We start from the raw sequence: 4,364 nt of genomic DNA on the forward strand, positions 1-4,364 counted from the left end.
CACATCGAGCGCATTCGCCTGGAAACGGGGGCAGACAAGGTCAACCTGATCGGCCACAGCCAAGGCTCGCTCACCGCGCGTTATGCGGCGGCCAAACGACCGGAGTGGGTGGCGTCGGTGACGTCGGTGGCGGGGCCCAACCACGGCTCGGAATTGGCCGACCATTTCCACCTTCATTACCCGCCCGACGGTGTAAAGGGCCGAATCGTCAGTGCGTTGTTTCATCTGGTCGCCTGGGTGATGGGCGTGCTGGAAACCGGCTATCGCGGGCCGCGCTTCAAGGCGGATCTGAAAGCCTCTCATCACTCCCTCACCAGCGAAGGTGTGGCGCTGTTCAATCGTCAGTACCCACAAGGGCTGCCGGAGACGTGGGGTGGGCAAGGCCGGGAGGAAGTCGACGGTGTGCGCTATTACTCGTGGTCCGGCACCTTGCAGCCGGGCATCACCGACCGTGGTCGCAACCTGTTCGACGGGAGCAATCGAAGCTGTCGCTTGTTCGCCCGCAGCTTCGTGCGGGAGAAGGGCCAATGCGATGGCATGGTCGGGCGCTACAGCTCACATTTGGGCTTGGTGATAGGCGATGACTACGCCCTCGACCACTTCGATATCGTCAACCAGTCCATGGGGCTGGTGGGCAAGGGCGCCGAGCCGATCAGGCTGTTTGTCGAGCATGCGAGAAGATTAAGAGCTGCCGGGGTGTAGCCGGGAGACCGAGTTATCGTTCATCGCGGGCAAGCCCGTCTCCCACAGGGGATTGCATTCCAAATGTGGGAGCGGGCTGGCCCGCGATAGCGATGGGTCAGGCAACACGGGCCTTACCGCTCACCGGTGTGGTCCAACGCTCCGACAGAATCACCCCACCCAACGTCAGCAAACCGCCCACCAGGTGATACAGCGCCAACTCTTCCTTCAGCACCACCGCCGCAATCAACGCGGTGATCAACGGCAGCAGGTTGAAAAACAGCGTGGTGCGGCTTGGGCCGAGGGTCTTCACCGAATGCATCCAGGCCAGCGGCGCCAGCATCGAAGCCAACAGGCACGCATACAACACCAGCGGAATATTCGCCCAGCCCAGACCGGCCTTGGCCGAGAAAAGAAACAGCGGGAACAGCACCACCACGGCCACCAGTATCTGTAGATACAGCAGCACCAGCGGCGGCAGGCGCAGTTGCCATTTTTTCAGCAGGGTGCTGTAGACCGCATAGGCGAGGGTGGCTACCAGCATCATGCCGTCGCCCAGGTTGATTCCGTGTTGCAACAGAGCGCCCAGGCTGCCGGCCGACACCACCACGACCACACCGGCAAACGACAGTACCGCGCCGGCCAGTGCGCCGAAGGTGAGACGCTGGCCGAGGCTGATGATCGCGGCGGTCAGCGCCATCAATGGCATCAACGACAAGATGATGCCCATATTGGTCGCACTGGTCAGTGACGCGGCGTAGTACGCCAGGCTCTGGTACACCGCCATGCCGAGCACGCCGAGGATGACGACCTTGCCCAGGTTCGGGCGGATGTTCGACCAGTGGGTGATCACGGGCTTGAGCATGAACGGTGTGAACAACAGTGCCGCCAGCAGCCAGCGGTAAAAGCCGATCTCCGACGGGAAAATCGAGCCCACGGCCAATTTGTTGACGACGGTGTTGCCGGCCCAGATAAAAATGGCCAGCAGTGGATACGCGTATTGCATTGAGAGAAACCTGGTGTGTTGACGAGGCGGGATTATCCACTGTCTGGATAGAAGCCTATACTGCGATCCAGACAACCGACCTCGATATCCAGACAACATGGCCAGACATACCGTACGCCTTCCGGATTTCCGCCGGCTGCCAAGCCCCGTGTACTTCCGTTACTCCGACTTCGCCCCCGACACCGAGTGCACGCCACACGAACACTTCTGGGGCTCGCTGGATTATTCCGCCAGTGGCGTGATGCGCATGGAAGTGGCCGGCAGCCGCTTCATGTCGCCGCCGCAGTACGCGGTGTGGGTACCACCGCATACCGAGCACAGCTCTTACAATGCCGAGGCGATTGTTTACCATTCGGTTGGTCTGGCCCCTGAGCTCTGCGAGCAACTGCCAGCGCAGCCATGCACCCTGGCTATCAGCGACATTCTCAAGGCGATCCTGCGGGATTTCGCCCAGCGCGGCGTCAACATCCCGCAGACCGACGCCGATATCCGCCTGGCCCAAGTGCTGGTGGACCAGCTCAAACAGGCGCCGATTCACGATTGCTTCCTGCCTTATGCGCGTCATCCCGGGCTGCTGGGTGTACTGGAAGGCATGCAGGCCGAGCCCGGCGATAATCGGCCGTTGGCGCAATGGGCCGAGCAAGTGCACGTCAGCGAGCGCACCTTGGCGCGGCAATTTGTGCGGGAGTTGGGCATGAGCTTCGGCGAATGGCGTCAGCGCTTGCGTTACCTGGCCGCCATCGAAGCGTTGGACAGCGAGCGCAGCGTGCAGCATGTGGCCTTTGACTTGGGCTACAGCACCGCGTCGGCGTTCATCGCCATGTTTCAGCGTCACGCTGGCTGCACGCCGGAGCAGTACCGCCGATCGAATATTCGCGGACGCTGAAGATGTAACAGGTTTTGGCTACACTGCTCGTAGGCCATGCCCCTTCGGCACGGTAACAGGGAGAAAACTCCATGAAGATGCTGCGTGTTCCGCTGTTGATGATCGGTTTGCTGCTGTGTTCCCAAAGCTTTGCCGACACGGCTCAGCAAAACAAAATGACCACCTGTAACGCCGACGCCACCACCAAGGCGCTCAAGGGCGATGAGCGTAAAGCCTTCATGAGCACCTGCCTCAAGGCTGCTCCGGCGCCAGCCGCCAAGACCCTGACCCCTCAGCAACAAAAGATGAAAGACTGCAATGCCACGGCGAAAACCCAAGCCTTGGCTGGCGACGCGCGCAAGACTTTTATGAGCACTTGCCTGAAGAAGTAATAGCCCCGAGCCATAGAAGGCTGCGACACTCGCACACAGCCCTCTGCTGCCGGGGCGAGTCACCTCGTTCCGGCAGCAACATCCTTTAACGTCGTTCGTTTTGAGGCTGTATGCCAACGTTTTCTCAGCGTCACGTGTTGTTGCTGGTCAGTTGCGTCATCATTTTCGGCGGGTTGCTGTTGGTCCTGCCATTGAAGTTACTGCCCAGCCTGCTGGCCGGTTTGCTGGTGTATGAACTGGTCAATATGCTCACCCCGCAATTGCAGCGGCTGATCGAAGGGCGACGTGCCCGTTGGCTCGCCGTGGCCTTGCTCGGCACCTTGATCGTCAGCGTGCTGACGCTGATCTTTGCCGGCGCCATCAGCTTCTTGCTCCACGAAGCGGAAAACCCCGGGGCTTCCCTCGACAAATTCATGGGCGTGGTCGATCGCGCGCGCGGCCAGTTGCCACCGTTCCTCGACGCCTACCTGCCTGCCAGCGCCGCCGAATTCCGCGTGGCCATCGGCGACTGGCTGAGCAAACACCTGAGCGAACTGCAACTGGTCGGCAAAGATGCCGCCCACATGTTCGTCACCTTGCTGATCGGCATGGTGCTCGGCGCGATCATCGCCCTGCAACGTGTGCCCGACCTGACCAAGCGCAAACCCCTGGCCGCCGCGCTGTTCGACCGCCTGCACCTGCTGGTCCAGGCCTTTCGCAACATTGTCTTCGCCCAGATCAAGATCGCCGCGCTCAACACGGCCTTCACGGCGGTGTTTCTCGCCGTGGTGCTGCCGCTGTGCGGGATTCACCTGCCGCTGACCAAGACCCTGATCGTGCTGACCTTCTTGGTGGGCCTGCTACCGGTGATCGGCAACCTGATCTCCAACACCCTGATCACGATCGTGGCGCTGTCTATTTCGATTTGGGTGGCGGTGGCGGCGTTGGGCTATTTGATCGTGATCCACAAGGTCGAGTACTTCCTCAATGCGCGCATTGTGGGCGGGCAGATCAGTGCCAAGTCTTGGGAATTGTTGCTGGCGATGCTGGTGTTCGAGGCAGCATTCGGCCTGCCGGGAGTGGTGGCGGGGCCGATTTATTACGCCTACCTCAAGAGTGAGTTGAAGCTTGGGGGGATGGTTTAAACCGTTCACTGCCTGGGCTTGCCCGCGAATGGGGCGCCGCAGTCTTTCAGGTGAAACTCAGCAGCCGTACCGCTTGCTGGCCTCAATCGCCAGGCCACTACCAATACTGCCAAAGATATTCCCTTCCACATGCCGCGCATTCGGCAACATCGCCGAGATGCTGTGGCGCAGTGCCGGAATGCCGCTGGAACCACCGGTAAAGAACACCGTGTCTACCTGCCCTACGCTCACCGAGGCGTCATTGAGCAATTGCGTTACGCTGCCGCGCACGCGTTCCAACAGGCTGTCGATGGACG

General features: G+C 60.8%; 6 protein-coding genes. 4 read left to right on the forward strand and 2 right to left on the reverse strand.

The genetic code is table 11. From position 1 onward, the window contains the following. Positions 1-702 (forward strand): lipase family alpha/beta hydrolase (locus ACRESD_RS01805; protein ID WP_431749367.1); only part of this gene is annotated, 702 nt, incomplete at its 5' end. Between the two features lie 97 nt (positions 703-799). Here ACRESD_RS01805 and ACRESD_RS01810 read toward each other — a convergent pair. Continuing rightward, positions 800-1,687, reverse strand: a complete 888-nt coding sequence (locus tag ACRESD_RS01810) for a DMT family transporter (RefSeq protein WP_431749368.1) — start codon at positions 1,685-1,687, stop codon at positions 800-802. A 97-nt stretch (positions 1,688-1,784) separates the two neighbouring features. Here ACRESD_RS01810 and ACRESD_RS01815 point away from each other — a divergent pair, with 97 nt between their 5' ends. The 3 genes from ACRESD_RS01815 to ACRESD_RS01825 all read left to right on the forward strand — a co-directional run bounded on the left by ACRESD_RS01815 (position 1,785) and on the right by ACRESD_RS01825 (position 4,068). Beyond that, positions 1,785-2,573: an AraC family transcriptional regulator gene (locus ACRESD_RS01815; RefSeq protein WP_431749369.1), complete on the forward strand. Its 789-nt coding sequence runs from the start codon at positions 1,785-1,787 to the stop codon at positions 2,571-2,573. 71 nt (positions 2,574-2,644) lie between these two features. Then, positions 2,645-2,944 (forward strand): PsiF family protein, encoded by a 300-nt coding sequence (locus tag ACRESD_RS01820; RefSeq protein ID WP_431749370.1) that lies wholly within the window; start codon positions 2,645-2,647, stop codon positions 2,942-2,944. Between the two features lie 110 nt (positions 2,945-3,054). Beyond that, a complete protein-coding gene (locus ACRESD_RS01825) occupies positions 3,055-4,068 on the forward strand; it encodes an AI-2E family transporter (protein ID WP_431749371.1) in 1,014 nt (337 codons plus the stop codon). Between the two features lie 57 nt (positions 4,069-4,125). On the opposite strand, the gene ACRESD_RS01830 is transcribed toward ACRESD_RS01825, so the two are convergent. After that, on the reverse strand, positions 4,126-4,364 hold a 239-nt coding region (locus ACRESD_RS01830; RefSeq protein ID WP_431749372.1), incomplete at its 5' end, for an Hsp70 family protein.

The sequence above is a fragment of the Pseudomonas sp. genome, from assembly GCF_050739995.1.
GTDB lineage: Bacteria > Pseudomonadota > Gammaproteobacteria > Pseudomonadales > Pseudomonadaceae > Aquipseudomonas.